The sequence below is a fragment of the Enterobacter sp. MGH 16 genome (genome assembly GCF_000493175.1).
In the GTDB taxonomy this organism is placed as follows: Bacteria; Pseudomonadota; Gammaproteobacteria; order Enterobacterales; family Enterobacteriaceae; genus Enterobacter; species Enterobacter roggenkampii.
Genome location: NZ_KI535695.1, coordinates 465,257 through 490,581, shown reverse-complemented (window position 1 = coordinate 490,581; position 25,325 = coordinate 465,257). Strand labels below are relative to the sequence as shown.

At 56.4% G+C, this 25,325-nt stretch carries 25 protein-coding genes and 4 tRNA genes; 11 read left to right on the top strand and 18 right to left on the bottom strand.

Features of this window, described 5'->3' with window-relative positions:
- Positions 1-47 precede the first annotated feature (47 nt).
- From L362_RS20365 to hutI, 3 genes are read right to left on the bottom strand one after another with little or no spacing between them, the layout of a single operon-like run.
- Positions 48-782 (bottom strand): histidine utilization repressor, encoded by a 735-nt coding sequence (locus L362_RS20365; protein WP_023343612.1) that lies wholly within the window; start codon positions 780-782, stop codon positions 48-50.
- 19 nt (positions 783-801) lie between these two features.
- Positions 802-1,740, bottom strand: a complete 939-nt coding sequence (gene hutG, locus L362_RS20370) for a formimidoylglutamase (protein ID WP_023343611.1) — start codon at positions 1,738-1,740, stop codon at positions 802-804.
- Positions 1,737-2,960: an imidazolonepropionase gene (gene hutI / locus L362_RS20375; protein ID WP_023343610.1), complete on the bottom strand. Its 1,224-nt coding sequence runs from the start codon at positions 2,958-2,960 to the stop codon at positions 1,737-1,739. The genes hutG and hutI overlap by 4 nt, the downstream gene beginning before the upstream one ends.
- A 224-nt stretch (positions 2,961-3,184) precedes the next feature.
- Between hutI and L362_RS20380 the strand changes: the two genes are divergently transcribed.
- Positions 3,185-4,468, top strand: coding sequence for a putative acyl-CoA thioester hydrolase (locus tag L362_RS20380; RefSeq protein ID WP_008501124.1), 1,284 nt, complete (start codon positions 3,185-3,187; stop codon positions 4,466-4,468).
- 123 nt (positions 4,469-4,591) lie between these two features.
- On the opposite strand, the gene pgl is transcribed toward L362_RS20380, so the two are convergent.
- The gene (pgl, locus tag L362_RS20385; protein ID WP_023292974.1) at positions 4,592-5,587 is read right to left on the bottom strand and encodes a 6-phosphogluconolactonase; all 996 of its coding nucleotides are present in this window, start codon (positions 5,585-5,587) and stop codon (positions 4,592-4,594) included.
- Between the two features lie 140 nt (positions 5,588-5,727).
- Between pgl and L362_RS20390 the strand changes: the two genes are divergently transcribed.
- The gene (locus tag L362_RS20390; protein ID WP_008501122.1) at positions 5,728-6,546 is read left to right on the top strand and encodes a pyridoxal phosphatase; all 819 of its coding nucleotides are present in this window, start codon (positions 5,728-5,730) and stop codon (positions 6,544-6,546) included.
- On the opposite strand, the gene modC is transcribed toward L362_RS20390, so the two are convergent.
- The 4 genes from modC to L362_RS20410 form a co-directional block, all read right to left on the bottom strand.
- The gene (gene modC / locus L362_RS20395) at positions 6,547-7,605 is read right to left on the bottom strand and encodes a molybdenum ABC transporter ATP-binding protein ModC (RefSeq protein WP_023292995.1); all 1,059 of its coding nucleotides are present in this window, start codon (positions 7,603-7,605) and stop codon (positions 6,547-6,549) included.
- Between the two features lie 2 nt (positions 7,606-7,607).
- On the bottom strand, positions 7,608-8,297 hold the full coding sequence (modB, locus tag L362_RS20400; protein ID WP_008501120.1) for a molybdate ABC transporter permease subunit: 690 nt from the start codon (positions 8,295-8,297) through the stop codon (positions 7,608-7,610).
- Entirely contained in the window at positions 8,297-9,070 is a 774-nt protein-coding gene (gene modA, locus L362_RS20405; RefSeq protein WP_023343609.1) for a molybdate ABC transporter substrate-binding protein, read from the bottom strand. The genes modB and modA overlap by 1 nt, the downstream gene beginning before the upstream one ends.
- Positions 9,071-9,249: 179 nt before the next feature.
- Complete coding sequence (locus L362_RS20410; protein WP_008501118.1) at positions 9,250-9,399, bottom strand: AcrZ family multidrug efflux pump-associated protein; 150 nt, start codon at positions 9,397-9,399, stop codon at positions 9,250-9,252.
- 127 nt (positions 9,400-9,526) lie between these two features.
- On the opposite strand from L362_RS20410, the gene modE reads away from it, so the two are divergent.
- The 7 genes from modE (at position 9,527) to gpmA (ending at position 17,274) form a co-directional block, all read left to right on the top strand.
- Positions 9,527-10,315, top strand: a complete 789-nt coding sequence (gene modE, locus L362_RS20415; protein ID WP_023343608.1) for a molybdenum-dependent transcriptional regulator — start codon at positions 9,527-9,529, stop codon at positions 10,313-10,315.
- A 67-nt stretch (positions 10,316-10,382) separates the two neighbouring features.
- The gene (gene modF / locus L362_RS20420; RefSeq protein WP_021241008.1) at positions 10,383-11,855 is read left to right on the top strand and encodes a molybdate ABC transporter ATP-binding protein ModF; all 1,473 of its coding nucleotides are present in this window, start codon (positions 10,383-10,385) and stop codon (positions 11,853-11,855) included.
- A gap of 201 nt (positions 11,856-12,056) precedes the next feature.
- Positions 12,057-13,073 carry a UDP-glucose 4-epimerase GalE gene (gene galE, locus L362_RS20425; protein WP_008501115.1) on the top strand — a complete coding sequence of 339 codons (1,017 nt, stop codon included), beginning with the start codon at positions 12,057-12,059 and terminating at the stop codon, positions 13,071-13,073.
- Between the two features lie 9 nt (positions 13,074-13,082).
- Positions 13,083-14,129, top strand: a complete 1,047-nt coding sequence (galT, locus tag L362_RS20430; protein ID WP_023343607.1) for a galactose-1-phosphate uridylyltransferase — start codon at positions 13,083-13,085, stop codon at positions 14,127-14,129.
- 3 nt (positions 14,130-14,132) lie between these two features.
- Positions 14,133-15,281: a galactokinase gene (gene galK, locus L362_RS20435; protein ID WP_021241009.1), complete on the top strand. Its 1,149-nt coding sequence runs from the start codon at positions 14,133-14,135 to the stop codon at positions 15,279-15,281.
- Positions 15,275-16,315 carry a galactose-1-epimerase gene (gene galM / locus L362_RS20440; RefSeq protein WP_023343606.1) on the top strand — a complete coding sequence of 347 codons (1,041 nt, stop codon included), beginning with the start codon at positions 15,275-15,277 and terminating at the stop codon, positions 16,313-16,315. The genes galK and galM overlap by 7 nt, the downstream gene beginning before the upstream one ends.
- Positions 16,316-16,521: 206 nt before the next feature.
- The gene (gene gpmA / locus L362_RS20445) at positions 16,522-17,274 is read left to right on the top strand and encodes a 2,3-diphosphoglycerate-dependent phosphoglycerate mutase (RefSeq protein ID WP_008501111.1); all 753 of its coding nucleotides are present in this window, start codon (positions 16,522-16,524) and stop codon (positions 17,272-17,274) included.
- 61 nt (positions 17,275-17,335) lie between these two features.
- On the opposite strand, the gene aroG is transcribed toward gpmA, so the two are convergent.
- Complete coding sequence (gene aroG, locus L362_RS20450) at positions 17,336-18,388, bottom strand: 3-deoxy-7-phosphoheptulonate synthase AroG (protein WP_008501110.1); 1,053 nt, start codon at positions 18,386-18,388, stop codon at positions 17,336-17,338.
- Between the two features lie 304 nt (positions 18,389-18,692).
- On the opposite strand from aroG, the gene L362_RS20455 reads away from it, so the two are divergent.
- Together L362_RS20455 and zitB are read left to right on the top strand one after the other, a co-directional pair.
- Positions 18,693-19,070 (top strand): YbgS-like family protein, encoded by a 378-nt coding sequence (locus L362_RS20455; RefSeq protein ID WP_008501109.1) that lies wholly within the window; start codon positions 18,693-18,695, stop codon positions 19,068-19,070.
- Between the two features lie 106 nt (positions 19,071-19,176).
- Positions 19,177-20,109 carry a CDF family zinc transporter ZitB gene (zitB, locus tag L362_RS20460; protein WP_008501107.1) on the top strand — a complete coding sequence of 311 codons (933 nt, stop codon included), beginning with the start codon at positions 19,177-19,179 and terminating at the stop codon, positions 20,107-20,109.
- On the opposite strand, the gene pnuC is transcribed toward zitB, so the two are convergent.
- The 9 genes from pnuC to tolB all read right to left on the bottom strand — a co-directional run bounded on the left by pnuC (position 20,106) and on the right by tolB (position 25,258).
- Positions 20,106-20,825, bottom strand: coding sequence for a nicotinamide riboside transporter PnuC (pnuC, locus tag L362_RS20465; protein WP_023343605.1), 720 nt, complete (start codon positions 20,823-20,825; stop codon positions 20,106-20,108). The genes zitB and pnuC overlap by 4 nt on opposite strands.
- 22 nt (positions 20,826-20,847) lie before the next feature.
- Positions 20,848-21,891, bottom strand: coding sequence for a quinolinate synthase NadA (nadA, locus tag L362_RS20470; protein ID WP_023343604.1), 1,044 nt, complete (start codon positions 21,889-21,891; stop codon positions 20,848-20,850).
- A 191-nt stretch (positions 21,892-22,082) separates the two neighbouring features.
- Positions 22,083-22,158 (bottom strand) — tRNA-Lys (locus L362_RS20475).
- Positions 22,159-22,182: 24 nt separating this feature from the next.
- A tRNA-Lys gene (locus L362_RS20480) sits at positions 22,183-22,258 on the bottom strand.
- 3 nt (positions 22,259-22,261) lie between these two features.
- Positions 22,262-22,337, bottom strand: a tRNA-Val gene (locus L362_RS20485).
- 27 nt (positions 22,338-22,364) lie between these two features.
- Positions 22,365-22,440: transfer RNA gene (locus L362_RS20490), tRNA-Lys, on the bottom strand.
- A 161-nt stretch (positions 22,441-22,601) separates the two neighbouring features.
- A complete protein-coding gene (gene cpoB / locus L362_RS20495; protein ID WP_023343603.1) occupies positions 22,602-23,399 on the bottom strand; it encodes a cell division protein CpoB in 798 nt (265 codons plus the stop codon).
- A gap of 9 nt (positions 23,400-23,408) precedes the next feature.
- Positions 23,409-23,930 carry a peptidoglycan-associated lipoprotein Pal gene (pal, locus tag L362_RS20500; RefSeq protein ID WP_003858578.1) on the bottom strand — a complete coding sequence of 174 codons (522 nt, stop codon included), beginning with the start codon at positions 23,928-23,930 and terminating at the stop codon, positions 23,409-23,411.
- A gap of 35 nt (positions 23,931-23,965) precedes the next feature.
- Complete coding sequence (gene tolB / locus L362_RS20505; RefSeq protein WP_008501103.1) at positions 23,966-25,258, bottom strand: Tol-Pal system beta propeller repeat protein TolB; 1,293 nt, start codon at positions 25,256-25,258, stop codon at positions 23,966-23,968.
- Positions 25,259-25,325: the final 67 nt, after the last annotated feature.

Below are 25,325 nucleotides of genomic sequence, written 5' to 3'. Positions count from 1 at the left end.
AAAGATACAATTTTGTTATATTGCGTTAGCGATCACGCTTATAAAACTTATGACATAAAGTGGCCCTGCAGCCGGTAACGGTTCCCCGGGAAAAGCAGACGGGCATGTGACACGATGTGCGACGAGGACCAGGTTCGACGGCGGATCAGCAGGCACGGGTCGTGCTCTTTAATGCGCAGCCGTTCGCACTCCTGCGGCGTGGCGCGCACGGCTTCCACAATGTGCTCTCCTTCCGTCAGCGGTGCGACGAGCGAGAGATAGGCGTGCGGCGTGGTCTGGGTGTAATCCTGGTTCAGATAGTCCGGTATCCGTTCAGCGTTCACGCAGCGATCTTCAATCTGCACCGGAATGTCGTTCTCAAAATGCACCATCACCGAGTGGAAGATGCGGCTGCCTTCTTTGACGTTCAGCTCTACCGCCTGCTCGGCGCTGGCCTGGGTCTCTTCGAGCACCAGCACCTCACAGCGGTGCTGATGATTACGCGCGGCAATCTCGTCCGCAATACTGCGGATTTCAAACAGGGCGGACTGCCCTTTCGGCTCCGCCACAAACGTCCCGACGCCCTGCAGGCGCACCAGAAGCCCTTCGTCGGTCAGCTCGCGCAGCGCCCGGTTGATGGTCATCCGGCTAAAGCCAAACTGCGCCACCAGTTCGGCCTCCGAGGGAATGCGGTCGTGCGGCCGCCAGACGCCGGTGGCGATTTTTTCGCTGATCGCCTGCTTCACCTTTTCGTAGAAAGGCGCGGGAGGGCTCGACGGCGGCAGGGGTGAGCGTGAAAACATCGTGACTCCTTGAATAGTGTTATGCCCACCAGTGAGCAATTTGCCAGGCCAGACGGGCGGCAAGCTTTGCGCCCTGCCCGTCCCGATCGAACTGCGGGTTAAACTCTACCAGATCGGCGGCCTGTAGCTTACCGCTACGGCAGATTTGTTCGATGACGGGGAGGAGATCCAGTGCCGGTATGCCTAACGCGGCCGGAGCGGAAACGGCGGGCATTTCGCTGGCGGGCAAGACGTCCAGATCTATCGTCAGGTAAACGCGATCGGCCTGGGCCAGCACCTTTTCCAGCGCGGATAGCGCATCGCGCCTGAAATGGAGATCCTCCACCCGCGTGACGTTCAGGCGTTCAGCCTCATCCCACAGCGCCTGCGTGTTCGCCGCCCGGCTCACGCCAAAGCAGGCGTACTGAAATGCCCGCCCGCGCTCATCGCAGTAGTGCGCCAGCTGGCGAAACGGCGTGCCGGACGTCGCCCGGTCGGCCTTGCGCAGATCGAGATGGGCATCAAGGTTGATAATGACCACCCGCTCGTTCGGGAAGGCGTCCAGCACGCCGCGACCGTGCGCCCACGCGGTTTCGTGTCCGCCGCCAAAGACCAGCGTGCGCATCCCGGAGCGCTGGCAGGCTGTCACGGCATCGCTTAACGCCTGCTGTGCCGCTTCCAGGTCGTCACCTTCAACGTAAACCGACCCCATATCCGCCAGCCGCTCGTGTCCCGGATGGCTTGCCATATTTGCCAGCGCCTTGCGCAGCACATCAGGCGCCTGCACGGCGCCGGGCCTGCCCTGATTGCGTTTTACCCCTGCATCACATTCAAAGCCTATCAGCGCAATGCCGGATGCCAGCGGCGTGAACGCCCCCTGCTGCCGTATCGTCTGGAAAATACGCGTTGCGTTGCTGGCCTCGGCGCTGTCGTCGCGCCCCTGCCAGACCGTTTCGGCGACGGGCCGCCATAACCTCATACTGCCTCCCCACGGAAAATACGTTGATACAGCGGATTGCGTCCCGGCTCGTAGACCATCTCTACCGGATGGTGTGCATCCCAGACGATAAAATCAGCGACAAACCCGGCCCGCAGCTGTCCGTGGGTTTCTCCGCGGCCCAGCGCCTGCGCGGCATGGCGCGTGACGCCAGCCCAGGCTTCCTCGGGCGTCAGGCCAAACTGGACGCAGGCCATGTTCATCGCCAGGTGCAGGCTGGCAAACGGGCTGGTGCCGGGGTTATAGTCGGTGGCGACCGCCATTGGCACGCCCTGTTTTCTGAGCTGTTCCACCGGCGGACGCTGGCGCTCCTGCAGAAAATAGAACGCGCCGGGCAGCAGAACCGCCACCGTGCCGCTTTGCGCCATCGCCTGAACGCCTGCGTCGTCGAGATATTCGATATGATCGGCTGAGCGTCCTTTATACCGGCTGACCAATGCCGCACCGCCCTGATTCGACAGCTGCTCGACGTGCCCTTTCACCGGAATACCGAGCGCGGTCGCCGCCTTGAAGAGGCGCTCGGTTTGCGACGGGGTAAAGCCGACGTTTTCACAGAACACGTCCACCGCTTCAAACAACTCTTTTTGCCACAGCGTGGGCAATATCTGATCGCAGACCAGCGTGAGGTAGGCATCCGGATCCTGTCGGTATTCCGGCGGAACGGCATGGGCCGCCAGCAGCGTTGGGCTGATATCGATCGGATTATTGAGGCTCAGCTGGCGTGCGACCTGCAGCATTTTCTCTTCGGCCTCGGCGTTGAGGCCGTATCCCGATTTGATTTCAACCGTGGTGACGCCTTCATTTATCAGACGCTGAAGCCGCTGCTGTGCCAGATTAAGCAGGGTTTCGGGTGAACTGCTGCGCGTCGCCGTCACGGTCGCGTTAATCCCGCCCCCCTGGGCACTGATGGTTTGATAAGAGACACCGTTCAGACGCTGCTCCCACTCCGCCGCGCGATCGCCGCCAAACACCAGGTGGGTATGGCAATCAATCAGGCCCGGGGTGACCAGACGACCCTGAAGATCGACACAGTGAGTGTGTCCGGCCGGAATGTCAGATTCAGGTATCACGGCCAGGATAGTTTGACCCCGTATAACCAGGGCGTGTTGATCTTTCAGTCCATAGGGCGCACGGACGTCCGGCGCCATCGTAGCCAGTCGCGCATTTCGCCATATCACATCGTCAGGATGAATCTGCTGCATGGGCTTTCCACTTGTCATGGGTTGTATAGACATTTATTTTCATCTGTTGTCTGCTGTCAACCGACTTTGCGGAAAATGTTATTTATTTGTGATCACTTACCCGCCGCTCCAGGGCTAAAAATGCAACTTTTACCCTTTTTATCTTCCCGTTTCGCTCAACTTAGTATAAAAAAGCAGGCTATTTCGTCTATCCCGTAAAGACTTGCATACCCAGGAGCTTCACCTTGAACATTTCCAGGATTTCCCGTCTGGCGTTAGCGCTCGCCTTTGGCGTGACCTTATCCGCATGCAGTTCAACCCCACCGGATCAGCGCCCTTCTGAGCAGGTCGCGCCCGGTACCGCCTCCCGCCCGATTTTGTCCGCTGATGAAGCGAAGAACTTCGACCGTGCGCACTACTTCTCGTCGATGGATCCTAACGCTGCGCCGTGGACCCCGTCTTCTATTAACCTGCCGAAACAGCCTGACTTCGTGGTTGGCCCGGCAGGTGCGCAGGGCGTAACGCATACCTCTATTCAGGCTGCGGTAGATGCTGCCATCACGAAACACAGCGCGTCTCGCCAGTACATCGCGATCCTGCCAGGCGAATATGAAGGCACCGTGTATGTTCCGGCGGCACCGGGCAGCATTACGCTTTACGGTCTGGGCGAAAAAGCAATCGACGTAAAAATTGGCCTGGCGATTGATTCTGAAATCGACAGCAACACCTGGCGTCACCTGGTGAACCCGGCCGGTAAATATATGCCGGGCAAACCGGCGTGGTACATGTTTGATAACTGCCAGAGCAAGCGTTCCGCCACGGTTGGCGTGATGTGCTCTGCGGTGTTCTGGTCCCAGAATAACGGTCTGCAGCTGCAGAACCTGACCATTCAGAATACCCTGGGCGACAGCGTTGACGCCGGTAACCACCAGGCCGTCGCGCTGCGCAGCGATGGCGATAAGGTGCAGATTAACAACGTCAACATTCTGGGTCGTCAGAACACCTTCTTCGTGACCAACAGCGGCGTGCAGAACACCCTGCAGAATAACCGTCTGACCCGTACGCTGGTGACCAACAGCTACGTTGAAGGTGACGTGGATCTGGTCTCCGGCCGCGGCGCGGTGGTATTTGATAACACCGATTTCCGCGTGGTGAACTCACGTACCCAGCAGGAAGGTTACGTGTTTGCTCCGGCAACCCCGTCGAACCTCTTCTTCGGCTTCCTGGCCGTGAACAGCCGCTTTAACGCTGCCGGTGACGGCGTGGCGCAGCTGGGACGCTCCCTGGACGTGGACGCGGCGACCAACGGTCAGGTTGTGATCCGCGACAGCGTGATCAACGAAGGCTTCAACATGGCGAAGCCGTGGGCGGATGCGGCGATCTCTAAACGTCCGTTCTCCGGCAATACCGGTGCGGTGGACGATAAAGGGAACGTGCAGCGCAACCTGAACGACGCTAACTTCAACCGCATGTGGGAGTACAACAACCGCGGTCTGGGTAGCAAAGTGGTTGCTGAGCCGAAGCAGTAAGCTGTCCTTTTGCCGGGTGGCGGCTTTGCCTTACCCGGCCTACAGGTTATGTAAGCCCGGTAAACGCACTGCCACCGGGCATAAAAAAACCTCGCATTCGCGAGGTTTTTTGTTTTAAGCCGCTTAGTGAGCGTTAACCACCACCCACATCGGCCCCTGGCCTACGGCGTAGCGCCCTTTCTCTTCCAGCAGCCCCTGCTCGCCTTTAATTTCATACAGCGCGATGTGGTGGGATTTCTGCCCCGCCGCAATCAGGTATTTGCCGCTGTGATCGATATTAAAGCCGCGCGGCTGGGTTTCCGTCGGCTGGAAGCCTTCAATCGCCAGCACGCTGCCGTCTTCGGAAACGCTAAACACGGTGATCAGGCTGGAGGTGCGGTCACAGGCGTACAGATGACGGCCATTTGGCGTAATGTGAATATCCGCCGCCCAGCGGGTGTCGGAGAAATCAGACGGCATCATATCCAGCGTCTGCACGCACTCAATCTGACCGTTTGGATCTTTCAGCTCCCATACGTCCACGGAGCTGTTCAGTTCGTTGACTACGTAGGCGTATTGCTGGTTCGGATGGAAGACCATATGACGCGGGCCCGCGCCTTCTACCGTCGTGACTTCAGCCGGATTCTGCGCCACCAGGTGACCATCGTCGCTCAGGGTGAACAGGCAGATACGATCCTGCTTCAGGGCAGGCACCCACAGCGTGCGGTTATCCGGAGAGATATTCGCCGAGTGGCAGCCTTCCAGCCCTTCCACCACATCCACGGTTTCGACCGGAATGCCATCTTCCAGACGCGTTACGCTGACGCAGCCCGCATTATACGAGCCGCTGAAGACAAAGTTGCCTTTACGATCGGTTGAGATATGGGTTGGACTGCCCGGCAGCGGCGCTTCGGCAGTGTAAGTCAGCGCGCCGTCGTCCGGAGAGATGCGATAGGCCAGCACGCGAAACTCCGGGCGCACACCCACGTACAAGAAACGTTTATCCGGGCTGATGACCATCGGCTGTACCTGGCCTGGCACATCAACAACCTGAACCAGCGTGAGTGTCCCTTCGGTATTTAAGCGCCAGACGTGGATCTGCTGGCTTTCAGGACTGGCGGTATAAACGGTTTGTTTCATGAATATTCACTCCTCACTGCGCATGAAAGTAATTAACTTTTGACGGTGAATGCTGAATTGTCGACAGGAATTTTGAAGCATTCGCCTCTCGGTGTACCATCCCATCAAAACGTAAATTCAATATTAACCCGGGAAAACAGATGACCTCGCGTGTGATTGCTCTGGATTTAGACGGTACCTTACTGACGCCGCAAAAAACCCTTCTCCCCTCCTCCCTTGAAGCGCTTAAACGCGCGCAGGAAGCGGGATATCAACTCCTTATCGTAACGGGTCGACATCACGTAGCCATTCACCCTTTTTATCAGGCACTGGCGTTAGATACACCTGCAATTTGTTGTAATGGCACTTATTTGTATGATTATCAGGCAAAAAAGGTTTTAGCCTCCGACCCGCTGCCGGTTCCTCAGGCGCTGCAACTGATTGATCTGCTGGATGAGCACGCCATTCACGGCCTGATGTATGTGGATAACGCAATGGTCTACGAGCGCCCTACCGGCCACGTGGTGCGCACCAGCAACTGGGCGTTGTCCCTGCCTGAAGCGCAGCGTCCGGTCTTTACCCAGGTATCCTCCCTGCGTCAGGCAGCCCAGGACGTTGAGGCTATCTGGAAATTCGCCCTGACGGATGAAGACACGACCAAACTGAATACCTTCGCGAAGCACGTCGAGGAAACGCTGGGGCTGGAGTGCGAGTGGTCCTGGCACGATCAGGTAGATATTGCCCGCAAAGGCAACAGCAAAGGCAAGCGTCTGACGCAGTATGTGGAATCACAGGGCTGGTCAATGCAGGACGCGATCGCCTTCGGCGACAACTACAACGACATCAGCATGCTGGAAGCCGTCGGTACGGGCGTGGCGATGGGCAATGCCGACGACGCGGTAAAAGCGCGCGCTAACGTGGTGATTGGCGACAACACCACCGACAGCATCGCGCAGTATATTTATACCCACCTGCTGTAATCAGGCGGTGATCGAGACGCTCTTAATTTGCGCGTAAAGCCACAGGCCGGGTTTGATCCCTAACTCATCCCTGGCCCACGGGCTGATGCGCGCCCAGAGCGTCCGGCTTCCCACCTCGAGCTTCACTTCCACCTGGCCGTTATCATCAAAACACTCCGCGACTTTGGCGCGCAGGATATTTCGAATACTGGTTTGCAGCGGCGGCTGCAGCACCAGCGAGACGTCTGATGCCTGAATACGAATACGCAGCGCGGACTGCAACGGCTTGTCGATCTTATTGACCCACAGGTGCTGATCGCCGAGCGCCAGCGCCGTCATCGCGTAGTGCGGATGGTGTTCCAGCACGCTCACCTTCAGAATGCTGCTCTGCTGTTCCCGGGGCAGCCAGGGGTGCATCACGCTGCTGCCCCAGACCTCTTCCAGGTTGCCGAAGGCCTTGACGCTGCCCTCTTCCAGCACCAGCACTTTGTCGGCCAGATGGAGGATCTCATCCAGCGAATGGCTGACGTAGAGCATTGGAATATTAATTTCCCGCGTCAGGCGCTGCAGGTAGGGCAGGAGCTCACGTTTGCGCGGAATATCCAGCGAGGCCAGCGGTTCGTCGAGCAGCAGCAGTTCGGGTGCGGTCAGCAACGCGCGGCCAATGGCCACGCGCTGTTTTTCTCCGCCGGAAAGCGAGGATGGCAGTCTGTCGAGCAGTGGCTCAATGCCTAAAAGCGTCACCAGCTTATCAAACTGTCCGGCCATGCTTTTCGCCATGCCGTAACGCAGGTTGCCGCGCACGCTGTAGTGCGGGAATAGGCGCGCGTCCTGGAAAACATAGCCGATGCGGCGTTTATCCGGCGACAGATACACCTTGTTTTCCACGTCATTCAGAACGCGGTTATTCAATACAATCCGTCCTGACTGCGGGCGCGTCAGACCACTGATAGCATTTATCAGCGACGTTTTTCCCGCCCCCGAGACGCCGAAGATGGCGGTGATACCGCTTGCAGGCAGCGTCTCGTTAAGCGTCAGTGTATGGTTGCCCAGCGTCTGGGTGAAATTCAGTTCCAGCATGCTTATTTCCCCATCCGCTCGCGGCTGAGTCTCGCCAGCCATTCCGACACCAGCAGCGATACCAGGGCTAATACGATTGAAATGATACACAGCCGCGCCGCCGCGGCCTCTCCGCCCGGCGTTTGAATCAGGGTATACATGGCCGACGGAATCGTTCGCGTCTCGCCGGGGATGTTCGACACGAAGGTGATGGTCGCGCCAAACTCGCCCAGCGAGCGGGCGAAGGCCAGTACCGTTCCGACAATAATGCCGGGTAACGTCAGGGGAAGCGTGATGGTGAAAAAAACGCGCCAGCGCCCGGCACCCAGCGTACGGGCCGCCTGTTCAAGCTTCATGTCCACGCCTTCCAGCGCGAGGCGGATCGCCCTCACCATCAGCGGGAATGACATTACCGCCGCCGCCAGCACCGCACCGCGCCAGCTAAACGCAAAGGTCAGTCCAAACCAGTCGTAAAGTTTTTCGCCAATAAAACCGCGTCGCCCCATGGAAATTAACAGCAGATAACCGACCACCACGGGCGGCAACACGAGCGGAAGATGAAGCACGCTGTCGAGCAGCGCTTTGCCGGGAAACCGACGGCGAACCAGTAGCCAGGCAAAGAAGATCCCAAAGGGCAAACTCAGCGCAACCGCCAGGGAAGAGACTTTAAGGCTCAGCAGAACAGCCTGCCATTCAGGATCGGTCAATATCATCAGTGAGTCGTAAATCCGTAACGTTTAAAGATCGCAGACGCCTCCGGCCCCTTCAGATAATCGCGGAAGGCCGTCACGGTCGCATTTTTATGTCCATCAACAATCGCAACAGGATATTCCACTTTCTTGTGGGAGTCTTCCGGGAACGTTGCCACCACTTTCACACCCTTACTGGCAATGGCATCAGAGCCATACACAATGCCCAGCGGGGCTTCGTTGCGTTCCACCAGCGCCAGCGCGCCGCGGACATCTTCCGCCGGGGCCAGCTTCGGTGACAATGTCTCCCATGCGCCCAGTTTTTGCAGCGCTTCTTTGGCGTAGATCCCGGCCGGAACGTGCTCCGGATCGCCCACCGCCAGACGCCCGCCGTTCAGCAGGCTTATCCAGTGGGTCTCTTTGTTGATGGTGAAGTCAGCCTGGGCGCTGGCTTTTGGCGCCACGACAACCAGGCTATTCCCCAGCAGCGTTTCGCGGGTTGCCGCATCAATCGCTTTTTTCTCCGCCGCGTAATCCATCCACTTCTGGTCAGCCGAGATGAACAGATCCGCCGGCGCGCCCGCTTCTATCTGGCGAGCGAGCGTCGAGGAAGAGGCAAACGAGGAGACCACCTCGACGTTTTTCTCTTTTTTATACGCCGCCGCGATATCCTGCAGCGCGTTAGTCAGCGACGCCGCCGCAAAGACCGTGATTTTACCGTCGTCCGCCAGCGCGTGTCCGGTAAGGGAAAGCGTCAACGTTGCCCCTGCAAAAAGGCGTACCCATGAACGTGCCATTTTTAACTCCTGTGCGTAGCGTTATATACACATTAATATAACGGTAACATCAGGGAGATCCCAGCGTTTAATCGTACCGCTGAAGAGGTAAACCGGCGTAGTGCGTTAAAGAGTATCGGCGAAAACGGGAAAATCTTGAGAGCAAAACGCCCGGGCAAGCCGGGCGTTTTGGGGGGGAATCAATGCTGCTTTTTAGCCTGGTCTCTGTGACCAATGTTCGAAAAGACGTTGAACACTTCACCCAGGCCGTAGATGGCACCGAGGATGATGGCCATCACTACTGGTACCATGATCACGGCGAATACCAGACTTTTCAACAACTCTAACATGGTTTTCTCCAGATATTGTGAACAGCTTATTCTACCCTTTCAACTGAGAAAAACATCCCCTTTTGTGCGGTACCCTTTGCGCCCTGCACCATTTGGGTCACAATACCCTTTTTGCCAGGACACTGTTATGCAGGCCGAAATTCTTCTCACACTCCGACTTCAGCAAAAGCTTTTCGCCGATCCGCGACGTATCGCCCTGCTTAAACAAATAGAACAAACGGGCTCGATTAGCCAGGGGGCGAAAAACGCGGGCATCAGCTACAAAAGTGCCTGGGACGCCATCAACGACATGAACACCCTGAGCGAACAGCCGCTGGTGGACAGAGCCACGGGCGGCAAAGGCGGCGGCGGTGCAATCGTGACGCGTTATGGCCAGCGTCTTATTCAGCTTTACGATCTGCTGGCCCAGATTCAGCAAAAGGCGTTCGATGTGTTAAGCGATGACGATCACGTTCCGCTGGACAGTCTGCTGGCCGCCATTTCCCGCTTCTCGCTACAAACCAGCGCCCGCAACCAGTGGTTTGGTACGGTGACGGCGCGCGACAATCTGCAGATACAGCAGCATATTGAGATCCTGCTTGCCGATGGCACCACCCGTCTGAAGGCCGCCATAACGGCGCAAAGCGCGGAACGTCTTGAACTGGATGAAGGGAAAGAGGTGCTGGTGCTCCTGAAGGCGCCGTGGGTCAGTATTACACGCGATCCCGACGCGGCAAAGACAGCAGATAACCAGCTGCAGGGCACCATCAGCCATATCGAACGCGGCCAGACGCAGTGCGAAGTGCTGATGACCCTGGCAGATGGGCAGCCGCTTTGCGCGACCGTACCGCTCAGCGAGTCGGACAACGTAGAAGAAGGTGCTGCCGTCACCGCGTATTTCAACGCGGACCGGGTGATTATCGCCACTTTGTGCTGAGCACATTGACAATCGTACCGACAGTGCGTATCCCTGATATCTGGTGCTGCAAAAACAGGGATAAACCATGTCATCATTGCATATTTCGCAAGGCACGTTTCGTCTTAGCGATACCCGAACGCTGACAATTGCTGATTTGACGCTACGCGCGGGTGAAAGCTGGGCGTTTGTCGGCACAAACGGCAGCGGTAAATCCGCGCTGGCCCGCGCGCTGGCCGGAGAGCTCAACCTCCTCAAGGGCGAATACCAGAGCGACTTTACGCGCCTGACGCGCCTGTCGTTTGAACAACTGCAAAAGCTGGTCAGCGACGAGTGGCAGCGCAACAACACCGATTTGCTCAGCCCTGGCGAAGACGATACCGGCCGTACGACGGCGGAAATTATTCAGGATGAAGTGAAGGATCCCGCCCGCTGCCAGCGCCTGGCAGAACAGTTCGGTATCACCCCTCTGCTGAACCGGCGCTTTAAATACCTTTCGACCGGCGAGACGCGAAAAACGCTGCTTTGTCAGGCGCTGATGAGCGAACCTGAACTGCTTATTCTGGACGAACCGTTCGACGGTCTTGACGTGCAGTCCCGGGCGCAGCTGGCGTCTCTGCTGGCGTCGCTTAATCAGCAGGGATATACCCTCGTGCTGGTGCTTAACCGTTTTGATGAAATTCCGGACTTTATTCAGCACGCGGGCGTCCTGGCCGACTGTAACCTGACCGAGACCGGCGAAAAAAACGCGCTGCTTAAGCAGGCGCTGATTGCCCAGCTCGCGCACAGCGAACAGCTCGACGGTATTACCCTTCCGGAACCCGACGCCCCGTCGGCGCGCCACGCGCTTGATCCCCACCAGCCGCGCATCGTGCTGCGCGATGGGGTGGTCTCTTATGACGATCGCCCGATCCTTAATCACCTCAGCTGGACGGTCAATCCAGGCGAGCACTGGCAGATTGTCGGCCCCAACGGCGCGGGAAAATCCACGCTGCTGAGCCTGATCACCGGCGATCATCCGCAGGGCTACAGCAACGACCTCACGCTGTTCGGTCGGCGTCGCGGCAGCGGCGAAACCATCTGGGATATCAAAAAACATATCGGCTACGTCAGCAGCAGCCTGCATCTGGATTACCGGGTCAGTACCACGGTACGCAACGTGATCCTCTCCGGGTATTTTGACTCCATCGGCATTTATCAGGCGGTATCGGACAAACAGCACAAGCTGGCCCAGCAGTGGCTGGACATTCTGGGCATGGACAACCGGGTTGCTGACGCGCCGTTTCATAGTCTTTCGTGGGGGCAGCAGCGTCTGGCGCTGATCGTTCGCGCGCTGGTGAAACACCCTACGCTGCTGATCCTCGACGAACCGCTGCAGGGACTCGACCCGTTGAACCGCCAGCTTATCCGCCGCTTTGTGGACGTGCTGATTAGCGAAGGTGAAACGCAGCTGCTGTTCGTTTCACATCATGCCGAAGATGCCCCCTCCTGCATCACCCATCGCCTGGAGTTTGTTCCGGACGGTGAGCACTATTACTATCGGCAAAGCAAAATCGATTAATCCCCGGAGGGCACCGCCCTCCGTTTTTCAGATAACCTGCACTAATACATTGCTATCCCGTTGATCTACAATGCCTCACGGTAGCTGAAAATCGGATTTTAAAAACAGTGTAAACGATTCCACTATTTTATCCCATGTCACACTTTTCGCGTCTCTGTTATGCTATGGTTATTACATACCATAAGCCCAATGGAGCGAAATATGCGAGTTCTGGTAACAGGTGGTAGCGGTTACATCGGTAGTCATACCTGCGTGCAGCTGCTGCAAAACGGCCATGACGTCATCATTCTCGACAACCTGTGCAACAGTAAGCGCAGCGTGCTGCCTGTGATTGAACGTCTTGGCGGTAAACACCCGACGTTCGTGGAAGGCGACATCCGTAACGAAGCGCTGATGACCGAGATCCTTCACGACCACGCCATTGAAGCGGTGATCCACTTCGCGGGTCTGAAAGCGGTCGGTGAATCCGTTGCTAAGCCGCTTGAGTATTACGACAACAACGTCAACGGCACCCTGCGTCTCATCTCCGCCATGCGTGCGGCCAACGTCAAAAACTTCATCTTTAGCTCTTCCGCCACCGTCTACGGCGATCAGCCTAAAATCCCTTACGTTGAAAGCTTCCCTACCGGGACGCCGCAGAGCCCGTACGGCAAAAGCAAGCTGATGGTGGAGCAGATCCTGACCGACCTGCAAAAAGCCCAGCCGGAGTGGAGCATCGCGCTGCTGCGCTACTTCAACCCGGTCGGTGCGCATCCGTCTGGCGATATGGGGGAAGATCCGCAGGGCATTCCGAACAACCTGATGCCGTATATCGCGCAGGTTGCCGTAGGCCGCCGCGAGTCGCTGGCGATTTTTGGCAATGACTACCCGACCGAAGACGGCACCGGCGTGCGCGACTATATCCACGTGATGGATCTGGCCGACGGCCACGTTGCGGCCATGCAGCAGCTGGCGGACAAACCGGGCGTGCATATTTACAACCTCGGCGCCGGCGTCGGCAGCAGCGTGCTGGACGTGGTTAACGCCTTCAGCAAAGCCTGCGGCAAGCCGGTGAACTACCACTTCGCACCGCGTCGTGAGGGCGATCTGCCTGCTTACTGGGCCGACGCCACCAAAGCCGACAAAGAGCTTAACTGGCGTGTTACGCGCACGCTTGATGAAATGGCACAGGATACCTGGCACTGGCAGTCACGCCACCCGCAAGGCTATCCGGACTAAGGATCCGTCATGACGCAATTTAATCCCGTCGATCATCCGCATCGTCGCTTTAACCCGTTAAGCGGGCAATGGATTTTAGTTTCTCCGCATCGCGCCAAGCGCCCCTGGCAGGGGGCGCAGGAGACGCCTGCAAAACAGACGCTGCCGCAGCACGACCCGGACTGCTTCCTCTGTCCGGGCAATACGCGCGTCACCGGGGATAAAAACCCGGACTACAAAGGCACCTTCGTGTTCACCAACGATTTTGCCGCCCTGATGACCGACACGCCGGACGCGCCGGAAAGCCACGATCCGCTGATGCGCTGTGAAAGCGCGCGCGGTACCAGCCGCGTGATCTGCTTCTCTCCCGATCACAGCAAAACGCTACCGGAGCTGAGCGTTGAGGCACTGAAAGAGGTGGTCAGCACCTGGCAGGCGCAAACTGCCGAGCTGGGTCAAACTTACCCATGGGTGCAGGTGTTTGAAAATAAAGGTGCGGCCATGGGCTGCTCCAACCCGCACCCGCACGGCCAGGTCTGGGCGAACAGCTTCCTGCCTAACGAAGCCGAGCGTGAAGACCGCCTGCAAAAAGCGTATTACGCGGAAAACGGCTCATCGATGCTGGTGGATTACGCGCAGCGTGAGCTGGCCGACGGCAGCCGTACCGTGGTGGAGACCGAACACTGGCTGGCCGTCGTGCCTTACTGGGCCGCCTGGCCGTTTGAGACGCTGCTGCTGCCGAAAGCGCACGTGCAGCGCATCACCGAGCTCAGCGACGCGCAGCGCGACGACCTTGCCCTGGCGCTGAAAAAGCTGACCAGCCGTTACGACAACCTGTTCCAGTGCTCCTTCCCGTACTCCATGGGCTGGCACGGCGCACCGTTTAACGGGGAAGAGAATCAGCACTGGCAGCTGCACGCCCATTTCTATCCGCCGCTGCTGCGCTCTGCGACGGTGCGTAAATTTATGGTGGGCTACGAAATGCTGGCAGAAACCCAGCGTGATCTGACGGCGGAACAGGCGGCTGAACGTCTGCGTGCCGTTAGCGACGTCCACTATCGCGAATCAGGAGTCTAAAAAATGAGTCTGAAAGATAAAACACAATCCCTGTTTGCTGAGAAATTTGGCTACCCTGCCACCCACGTAATTCAGGCACCTGGGCGCGTCAACCTGATCGGTGAACACACTGACTACAACGACGGCTTTGTGCTGCCGTGCGCCATCGATTACCAGACGGTCATCAGCTGCGCGAAGCGCGACGACCGCCAGGTTCGCGTGATTGCGGCGGATTACGGTAATGAGACGGACGCGTTTTCCCTCGATGCCCCGATTGTGACGCACGACAGCCAGCAGTGGTCTAACTACGTGCGCGGCGTGGTGAAGCATCTGCAGAAGCGTAATAAAAACTTCGGCGGCGCCGATTTGGTCATCAGCGGCAACGTGCCGCAGGGGGCAGGCTTAAGCTCCTCTGCGTCTCTGGAGGTCGCCGTCGGCACCGTGTTCCAGCAGCTCTATCATTTGCCGCTGGATGGCGCACAAATCGCCCTAAACGGCCAGGAAGCGGAAAACCAGTTCGTGGGCTGCAACTGCGGCATCATGGACCAGCTGATCTCCGCGCTGGGCAAAAAAGAGCACGCGCTGCTGATCGACTGCCGCTCGCTGGGCACCAAAGCCGTTCCCCTGCCAAAAGGCGCGGCTGTCGTGATCGTCAACAGCAACTTTAAGCGCACGCTGGTGGGCAGCGAGTACAACACCCGCCGCGAGCAGTGCGAAACCGGCGCCCGCTTCTTCCAGCAGCCCGCCCTGCGCGACGTGACGCTCAATGAATTTAACAAAGTGGCGCACGAGCTGGACCCGATTGTCGCCAAACGCGTTCGTCACGTGCTGACGGAAAATGCCCGTACCGTTGAAGCCGCGTCCGCACTGGCGAAAGGTGACCTGAAACGCATGGGTGAACTGATGGCGGAATCTCACGCCTCCATGCGCGATGATTTTGAAATCACCGTGCCGCAGATCGACACCCTGGTGGAGATCGTCAAAGCGGTCATTGGCGACAAAGGCGGCGTGCGCATGACGGGCGGCGGTTTTGGCGGCTGCATCGTTGCGCTGGTGCCTGAGGAGCTGGTCCCTGCTGTACAGGACGCCGTGGCGAAGCAGTACGAAGCAAAAACAGGTATCAAAGAAACCTTCTATGTTTGCAAAGCATCACAAGGAGCCGGACAGTGCTAAACGAAACACCTACCCTCGCACCGGATGGTCTGCCGTATCGCCTGTTAACCCTGCGCAATCGCGCGGGGATGGTGGTTACGCTCATGGACTGGGGTGCAACCCTTCTTTCAGCACGCGTACCGATGCCGGACGGCAGCGTGCGCGAAACCCTGCTCGGCTGCGCATCGCCCGAGCAGTATGTTAATCAGTCTGCCTATCTGGGCGCATCCGTAGGGCGCTATGCGAACCGCATCGCGAAGAGCCGTTTTGAACTCGACGGCGTGCAGTACACCCTGCTTCCAAGCCAGGGTGAGAACCAGCTGCACGGCGGCCCGGACGGGTTTGATAAACGCCGCTGGAAGATTGTTCGTCAAAACGACGGCGAAGTGCTGTTCTCGCTGGATTCGCAGGACGGCGATCAGGGCTTCCCGGGTAACCTTATCGCCTCTGCGCGCTTTACATTGACGGACGACAACCGTATTGCCATCGAATACCGTGCGACGGTCGACAAGCCGTGTCCGGTCAACCTGACCAATCACGCGTACTTTAATCTGGACGGTAACCAGTGCGACGTGCGGAACCACAAGCTTCAGATCCTGGCGGATGCGTATCTGCCGGTTGATGAGATGGGCATTCCGTACCAGGGCCTCAAAGACGTGAGCGGAACCAGCTTTGACTTCCGCAGCGCGAAATCCATCGCCCAGGATTTCCTGAGCGATGACGACCAGCGCAAGGTGAAAGGCTACGACCACGCGTTCCTGCTGCAGGCTAAAGGCGATGTGAAACAACCTGCCGCACAGGTCTGGTCCACCGATGAGAAGCTGCAGATGACGGTTTATACCACCGCTCCAGCCCTGCAGTTCTACTCAGGTAACTATCTCGGCGGCACGACGGCGCGCGAACACGAAGAGTACAGCGACTGGCAAGGCCTGGCGCTGGAGAGCGAGTTCCTGCCGGACAGCCCGAATCATCCGGAATGGCCGCAGCCGGACTGCGTGCTGCGCCCGGGTGAAGAGTACGCTAGCGTGACGGAATATCATTTTATTCCACATTAATATTCAGCCCTCCCTCCGGAGGGCTTTTTTCTGTGCGCCTTGCTGAAAATAGCGCCGATCGCAGACAAAATCATAACCCTGGATTCACAAGCATCTTACACTCAGAGACTATTTTCGCTATGGTTAGGGTTAAGCGTTGCTGCTGGCACGGCCACGGCAATATAATGAGAATTGTTATCATTCTAAAAATGCTTGAGGAGTAAGAGATGGCTATTACTAAGCTGGTTCTGGTGCGTCACGGCGAAAGCCAGTGGAACAACGAAAACCGCTTTACCGGTTGGTACGACGTTGATCTGTCCGAGAAAGGCGTAAGCGAAGCAAAAGCAGCAGGTAAACTGCTGAAGGAAGAAGGCTTCAGCTTTGATTTTGCTTACACCTCTGTGCTGAAACGTGCCATCCATACCCTGTGGAACGTGCTGGACGAACTGGACCAGGCCTGGCTGCCGGTTGAGAAATCCTGGAAACTGAACGAGCGTCACTACGGTGCGCTGCAGGGCCTGAACAAAGCGGAAACCGCTGAGAAATACGGTGACGAGCAGGTTAAACAGTGGCGTCGCGGCTTCGCGGTCACCCCACCAGAGCTGACCAAAGATGACGAGCGCTACCCGGGCCACGACCCGCGTTACGCGAAACTGACCGACGCTGAGCTGCCAACCACCGAGAGCCTGGCGCTGACCATCGACCGCGTTGTGCCTTACTGGAACGAAACCATTCTGCCACGTCTGAAAAGCGGCGAGCGCGTGATTATCGCCGCTCACGGTAACTCCCTGCGTGCGCTGGTGAAATACCTGGACAACATGGGTGAAGACGAAATTCTCGAACTGAACATCCCAACTGGCGTACCGCTGGTGTATGAGTTCGACGAAAACTTCAAGCCAATCAAACACTACTACCTGGGTAACGCGGACGAAATCGCAGCGAAAGCGGCGGCCGTTGCGAACCAGGGTAAAGCGAAGTAATTTTCGCTGACCATAAAAAAAGCGCGGAACCGTCCGCGCTTTTTTATTTGAGCCGTCAGAATTAACCGCGACGCGCTTTCACCGCATTCGCCAGCTGGCGCAGGATGGCGTCGGTATCGTCCCAGCCGATGCAGGCATCGGTCACGCTCTTGCCGTACACCAGCGGCTCGCTGCCTTCCAGGTTCTGGTTACCTTCAACCAGATGACTTTCGATCATCACCCCAATTACCGCCTTCTCACCGCCGGCAATCTGCTGACAGACATCTGCGCCCACTTCCATCTGCTTTTTAAACTGCTTGCTTGAGTTGGCGTGGCTGAAATCGATCATCACCTGCGGTGGCAGCCCGGCTTTTTCCAGCCCGACTTTGACTTCGGCCACATGCTTTGCGCTGTAGTTCGGCTCTTTGCCGCCGCGCAGAATGATATGGCAGTCACCGTTACCGCTGGTGTTAACGATGGCGGAGTGGCCCCATTTGGTCACGGACAGGAAGCAGTGCGGTGCGCCCGCTGCGTTGATGGCGTCGATAGCCACCTTAATGGTGCCGTCAGTGCCGTTTTTGAAGCCCACCGGACAAGAGAGACCGGACGCCAGCTCGCGGTGAACCTGAGATTCAGTAGTGCGGGCACCAATTGCCCCCCAGCTCATCAGGTCTGCCAGATACTGGGGCGTAATCATGTCCAGGAATTCACCGGCCGCAGGCAGCCCGCTGTCGTTAATCTCCAGCAGCAGCTTGCGCGCAATGCGCAGGCCGTCGTTGATTTGGAAGCTGTTATCCATGTGCGGATCGTTAATCAGCCCTTTCCAGCCAACGGTGGTGCGCGGTTTTTCAAAATAGACGCGCATCACGATTTCCAGCTCATCCTTCAGCTCTTCACGCAGGGTGAGCAGACGGGCTGCGTATTCTTTCGCGGCAGCAGGATCGTGGATAGAGCATGGGCCAATCACCACCAGAAGACGATCGTCATTACCTTTCAGGATCTTATGGATCGCTTTACGAGCATGAGAAACCGTGTTTGCGGCATTTTCAGTGGCGGGGAATTTCTCAAGGAGTGCTACAGGAGGTAATAACTCATTGATCTCTTTAATACGTAAATCGTCATTCTGATAATTCATCTTCGTTCCAGCTCTGCCATATCTTTAGTAATGAAAGCAATCCTTTCAATCTATCTTGTCGCTTAGGAAGTGTAAACACGGTTTTACACTTCACGCAGATAATTCCTGGAATTCGCCTAAAAATCGCCACAAAATAGCGAAAAACGAGATCTAACCTAAGCTTTTTAACTGTAACAACCATTTTTACACGCTTAAACGCGATTCCCGACTGACGTAAGTCCGTATGGCGGAATCTTTCGCCTCTGAAAAAGATGCACTGTTGGAAAATGTTATCCAGCGTAACGACAAGAACAGGAGCACCATGATGAAAATGACAAAACTGGCAACCCTCTTCCTGACCGCCACCCTCACCCTGGCCAGCGGTAGCGTTCTTGCGGCCGAAACGGGCTCATCGGGTAACGGTGATGCAAACGCGGCTGCGTCAGCAGGCCAGGTCGCCCCTGATGCCAAACAGAACGTCGCCCCGAACAATGTCGATAATAGTCAGATCAATAATGGAAACACCAACACCGGCGGCACCATGCTGCACCCCAACGGTACCGACTCCGGCACCATGAATCATGACAGCATGAGCAAAGATGAAGTTCATAAGAACTCCATGTGTAAAGATGGCAAATGTCCCGACCCGAATGACAAAGTGGGGGATGATGCCAATACCAAAACAGATGGTACGACTCAGTAACCGGCTGTGAAATTAATGATAAAAGGAGAGCTAAGGCTCTCCTTTCTTTTTGAGTAACCTATTAAAAACGCTACACTAAAAACGATAACGAATCAGGAAAGATAACATGGCACACACACATTCCCACGCCGCCGGCGACGACAACGCTAAACGATTGCTGCTGGCCTTCGGCGTCACCGCAACCTTCATGATTATTGAGGTCATCGGCGGTCTGGTCTCCGGCTCTCTGGCGCTACTGGCTGACGCCGGGCATATGCTTACCGATGCAGCGGCGCTACTTTTCGCCCTTCTGGCCGTACAGTTTGCCCGTCGTCCCCCCAATACACGCCATACCTTCGGCTGGCTGAGGCTGACGACCCTTGCCGCCTTTGTTAACGCGATTGCCCTGGTGGTCATTACCATTCTTATCGTCTGGGAGGCCATTCAGCGCTTCAGACATCCTCAGCCGATTGCCGGGGCGACAATGATGGTGATTGCCGTGGCAGGGCTGGTGGCGAATATCCTGGCCTTCTGGATTTTGCACCGCGGCAGCGAGGAAAAGAACCTCAACGTGCGCGCGGCGGCTCTGCATGTGCTGGGGGACTTGCTCGGTTCAGTCGGGGCGATTGTCGCCGCGCTGGTGATCCTCTATACCGGCTGGACGCCTGTCGATCCGATTCTGTCCGTGCTGGTGTCGTGTCTGGTCTTGCGCAGCGCCTGGCGGCTGCTGAAGGAGAGCGTGAATGAACTGCTTGAAGGGGCTCCGGCATCCATGGACATCGACGAGCTTAAGCGCAACCTGCGCCGTACTGTTCCGGAAGTCCGTAATGTCCACCACGTGCACGTCTGGCTGGTGGGGGAGAAACCGGTCATGACGCTTCATGTCCAGGTGATCCCGCCTCACGACCACGATGCGCTGCTCGATCGCATCCAGCACTTCCTGGAACATCACTACGACATTAGCCATGCCACCGTTCAGATGGAGTATCAGCCCTGTAGCGGACCGGACTGCCACCTTAACGAGGCGCAGTCCGGTCATTCACATCATCATGACCACTAGCTGGAAAGCGCGCGAGAGCCTCGCTCACGCGCGCTGTTAATCCACATCCGGCTACCGTTCAGCGCGATGAAGGTCAGCAACAGATATTCCAGCGACATGGCATAGACGCCCTGCAGGGCGAAGATCGCCACGCTGATAACGTTGATGATGACCCACAGCAGCCAGTTCTCAACGTATTTACGGGTCATCAGAATCATCGCCGCAATCGACAGCACCATCATGCAGGAATCCCAGAACGGGAAAGCATCCGGCTGGAGTTCTGGCATCGTCACGTTCAGGCCGATGCCGGACATGACCGAAACGGCAATGCGGGTCAGGAACGCAAATACCGGATTGATGAAGACGGTCATTAAGCCAATGGCCACCACGCAGGCGACAAACCAGGCGATGGCTTTCGGCAAGGGCAGCCAGCTAATCTGCAGCTCTGCCTCCTGCTGGCTGTTCTGACGCGACCACGCATACCAGCCGTAAATATTGGCGGCGAAGAAGAACAGCTGCAAAATCAGGCTGGCGTACAGCTGGATCTGGAAGAAGATAATCGCAAACAGCGTGACGTTAATCAGCCCGAACGCATAATTGCTGATCTTCTCAAGGCTTGCCAGCCAGATACACAATAATCCCGCCAGCGTACCAACGGCCTCAATCCATGACAGGTCATAGCCACCTGCACCAATCGGTATATGAACCAGAATGTTCTGTGTGCTAAAAAAATCCATCTTTTCCCCGGGGCGTAGTGAATTAAGTACGTAGTGTAGCCGCAAAATCCAGCATGCGGTTAAGCGGAATTAACGCGCCTTCACGCAGGGCAGCATCCACGTGGATTTCATGCGCCGCACCACCGGTTTCTAACCCTTCGGCAATCGCTTTCAGGCCGTTCATCGCCATCCACGGGCAATGCGCACAGCTGCGGCACGTTGCCCCCTCGCCTGCCGTAGGCGCTTCGAGAAGCTCTTTCTCCGGCACGGCCTGCTGCATCTTGTAGAAGATACCGCGATCGGTCGCCACGATGAGCTGCTTGTGAGGCAACGTTCTGGCCGCGTTAATAAGCTGGCTGGTTGAACCCACCGCATCCGCCATGCCGACAATCGACTGCGGAGATTCAGGGTGCACAAGAATGGCGGCGTCAGGATAAAGCGCCTTCATGCGCGCCAGCGCCTGCGTCTTGAACTCATCATGAACGATACAGGCGCCCTGCCAGCAGAGTACGTCAGCCCCCGTCTGCTTCTGAACATAGTTGCCGAGATGGCGATCAGGCCCCCAGATAATCTTCTCACCCAGGCTGTCCAGATGTTCAATCAGCTCAACGGCGATGCTTGACGTGACCACCCAGTCTGCCCGCGCTTTCACTGCTGCCGAGGTGTTCGCGTAAACCACCACGGTCCGGTCAGGGTGGGCATCACAGAAGGCCGTGAATTCGTCAATCGGACAGCCGAGATCCAGGGAACACTCCGCGTTAAGCGTGGGCATCAGAATGGTTTTTTCCGGGCTCAGGATCTTTGCCGTTTCGCCCATAAAACGCACGCCGGCCACCAGCAGCGTGGAAGCGGGATGTCGTGCACCGAAGCGCGCCATCTCCAGTGAGTCAGAAATGCAGCCGCCGGTCTCTTCCGCCAGCTGCTGAATTTCCGGGTCGGTGTAGTAATGGGCCACCATCACCGCGTCGCGCTCTTTAAGAAGACGTTTAATCTTCTCGCGGTAGAACTGCTTTTCGTCCTGGCTCAGCGGGACAGGCTTAGGCGGAAACGGATAGATTGCGGCTTCAGGATCAAACATCACACTCATTATGGCTTCTCGTTTTACGGGCTTAACAATATTGCCTTTCATTTGCCTGACATAGCAAAACGCGTGGCAATTGTGTTTTGTATACTAAACAAGATAGCGAATCTGGCGTGAAAAGTCACCGGGAATAGATGGGCGGAGCATTTGTTGTACCGCAGATAGCAAAAAGGCGCCTTTAGGGCGCCTTTCTACACTGGTGGGTCGTGCAGGATTCGAACCTGCGACCAATTGATTAAAAGTCAACTGCTCTACCAACTGAGCTAACGACCCCTTGCGGGATTTTTTTCTTCGAAGTGGTGGGTCGTGCAGGATTCGAACCTGCGACCAATTGATTAAAAGTCAACTGCTCTACCAACTGAGCTAACGACCCGAGTGGTGGGTGATGACGGGCTCGAACCGCCGACCCCCTCCGTGTAAAGGAGATGCTCTACCAACTGAGCTAATCACCCACTCTGTACTGCCGGAACTGCGTTAAGTGGTGGGTCGTGCAGGATTCGAACCTGCGACCAATTGATTAAAAGTCAACTGCTCTACCAACTGAGCTAACGACCCACTTTTATGCTGCTTTCACGTTGTTTGATATCCCGTGGCAACGGCGGCATATATTACTGATTTAAGAATTCTGCGCAACAAAAATTTCGATGAAGATCACTTAACTGCTTAGTAATCATGCTGCACGACCAGAAATAACGCTATTTCTGGTCATGCGATAATCATCCCATCGAATTCAGACGTTTTTGCGCCTGCTTAGCACCTTCGGTACCCGGGAATTTTGCGACCACCTGCTGATAAACCGCTTTGGCTTTCGCCGTGTCGCCTTTGTCCTGCATGATCACGCCAACCTTATACATCGCATCTGGCGCTTTCGGCGATTTTGGGTGATTTTTCACCACCGAGGCAAAATAAAACGCCGCATCGTCCTTTTTACCCTTGTTGTAATTCAACTGACCGAGCCAGTAATTGGCATTTGGCTGATAAGTGGAATCAGGGTATTTCTTAACAAAGCTCTGAAACGCAGCAATCGCGTCATCCTGACGAGATTGATCCTGCACCAGGGCAATGGCCGCATTGTAATCCGTATTCGCGTCACCGCTCTGTACAGGCGCGCCTGTTGAGGCAGACGTATCAGCAGATGGCGCTGGCGTAGACGTCGCCGCACCGCTCTGATCGCCTGCGGCTGGCTGCGCTGCTGCACCACCACCGCTGCTCAGGCTATCTATCTGCAACAAGATTTGCTTCTGACGTTCCACAACCTGATTAAGCTGATACTGGCTTTCTTGAATCTGGCCGCGGAGAGAGTCAATATCATTCTGGTTATCGGAAAGTTGTTGCTGGAGTTGGGTTAAAAGCTGGCTGTGAGCGTTAGAAATACGCTCGAGTTGAGTGACCCGGTCTTCTACCGAGCCTGAGCCGACACTACTGATTGGTGCCTGAGCAAAAGCGGCCCAGGGGGCCGCTATTCCAACCAGTAACGACAGACTCAACAGATGATGTCTGAAGTTACTGCTCATGCAATTCTCTTAGTAAACCAGTACGGCACGACGGTTTTTGGAGTAAGCCGCTTCGTCGTGACCCAGTACTGCAGGTTTTTCTTTACCGTAAGAAACGATGGAGATCTGGTCAGCAGAAACGCCTTTACCCTGCAGGTACATTTTAACAGCGTTAGCACGACGTTCACCCAGGGAGATGTTGTACTCTGGAGTACCACGTTCGTCCGCGTGACCTTCTACGGTGACTTTGTAAGATGGGTTGCTACGCAGGAAGTTAGCGTGCGCATCCAGCATCGCAGCGAAGTCAGAACGGATGTCGTATTTATCCAGATCGAAGTAAACGATGTTGTTCTGCTGCAGCTGCTGCATCTGAAGACGCGCCTGCTCTTCAGAAGACATGTTGCCATTGCCGTTCGCGTCCATACCGGTGCCGGCACCCATCATGCCTTCGCCGCTCTGGTCATTGCTGGCGTTCTTGTTAGAAGAACACGCTGCGATTGCCATTACAGGCAGAGCGATCATCAGCCCCTTCAGCACTTTGTTCAGTTGCATTTCTATGATTCCTTTAGTAATCAATTAATTATTATTTACAGATACGGCGACCAGGCAGGTGATTTTACCTGTCCATCAGTTGCCGGAATACGCGCTTTGAAACGCCCATCTGTAGAAACCAGATTCAGCACAGATCCCATCCCCTGAGAAGAGCTGTAGATTACCATAGTGCCGTTAGGTGCCAGACTTGGCGTTTCATCCAGGAACGTTGACGACAGAACTTGCACGCCACCCGCTACCAGATCTTGTTTGGCAATGTGCTGCTGCCCGCCGTTGGAGCTGACCATTACCATAAATTTACCGTCGCTGCTCACGTCTGAGTTCTGGTTCTGAGAACCTTCCCAGGTAATACGCTGCGGAGCACCGCCGTTAATATTGACTTTGTAGATTTGTGGACGGCCGGCCTGGTCAGAGGTAAACGCCAGGTTTTGACTGTCCGGGAACCATGAAGGTTCGGTGTTGTTGCTGCGACCGTCGGTCACCTGACGGATCTGGCCAGAGCCAATGTCCATCACGTACAGGTTCAGGCTACCGGTTTTTGACAGCGCAAACGCCAGTTTAGAGCCGTCTGGAGAGAACGAAGGCGCACCGTTGTGACGTGGGAAAGACGCCACCTGACGAACCGCACCGTTTGCCAGCGTCTGGATAACCAGCGCAGAACGGCCGCTTTCGAAGGTGACATACGCCAGCTTAGAACCGTCCGGAGACCAGGCTGGAGACATCAGTGGCTGCGAAGAGCGTTTCACCAGGAACTGGTTGTAGCCATCGTAATCAGATACGCGCAGCTCATACGGGAACTGACCACCGTTGGTCTGGACCACGTACGCGATACGGGTACGGAACGCGCCTTTAATGCCGGTCAGTTTTTCAAATACCGCATCGCTGGCAGCGTGTGCCGCGTAGCGCAGGTACTGCTTAGTGACCTTGTAAGAGTTCTGGGCCAGAACGGTACCTGGTGCACCGCCGGTATCCACCAGCTGCCAGGCCACGTTGTAAGAACCGTCCGGATTAGGGGTAACCTGACCCACAACCACGGCATCAATACCCAGTGCAGACCATGCTGCAGGCTGAACTTCCTGCGCGCTACCCGGCTGCTGAGGCAGACGAGAACGATCTAACGGGTTGAATTTACCGCTGTTACGCAGGTCAGCCGCCACGATGCCACCGGCATCTTCAGGTGCAGCGCCAGGACCGGCCCACTGGAACGGAACAACACCGATTGGGCGTGCCGAGTCCACCCCCTGGGTGATCTCGATACGTACTTCTGCGTGCAGTACTGCTGCCCACAGCATTAAAAAACTAAATGCTACACGTAATGCCTGCTTCATCATATCTCCCTTATCCGGGTAACCTTACCCACGATAATTTAGCAGAATGTTAACAAACTCAAATAGA